The sequence below is a fragment of the Microvirga roseola genome, from assembly GCF_020866965.1.
GTDB lineage: Bacteria > Pseudomonadota > Alphaproteobacteria > Rhizobiales > Beijerinckiaceae > Microvirga > Microvirga roseola.
Window position 1 is genome coordinate 1 of the sequence record NZ_JAJATX010000214.1, and the last position, 387, is coordinate 387.

General features: G+C 64.3%; 1 protein-coding gene. It reads left to right on the forward strand.

Annotation, left to right across the window (positions count from 1 at the left end; genetic code table 11):
• Positions 1 to 12: 12 nt before the first annotated feature.
• Positions 13 to 387 (forward strand): helix-turn-helix domain-containing protein (locus LG661_RS24940; protein WP_322098919.1); only part of this gene is annotated, 375 nt, incomplete at its 3' end.

The following is a 387-nucleotide window of genomic DNA, read 5'->3' on the forward strand; positions in this document are numbered from 1 at the left end:
ACGCGTAAAGAGCTGTCCGCGGCCGCCCGTGAGGCCGCAAAAGCACTGGGTTTGCGGAACGGTCCCCGGTCCGTTCTCTCCGAGCTCGTCGCCTGCTGGGGTGAGCAGGAATGGGAACGGCTGCTGGTCTGGCCGTCCAACGACTATCTGGTCGGACGGACAGGCCTGTCGGAGCGAGGCATTCGCAAAGCCTTCCGTGTCCTTATCGATCAGCAGCTCATCGTCCCAAAGGAGTCGCCCAACGGGAAACGCTATGCCGTAAAGGACCTTGCGGGCGAGATCGTGGACGCCTTCGGCTTCGACCTGACTCCGGTCTACGCCAGGCGCGGGGAGTGGGCGGAACGCATCATTGAGCAGAAGCAGGCCCAGGAAGCCCGCAAGCGGGCC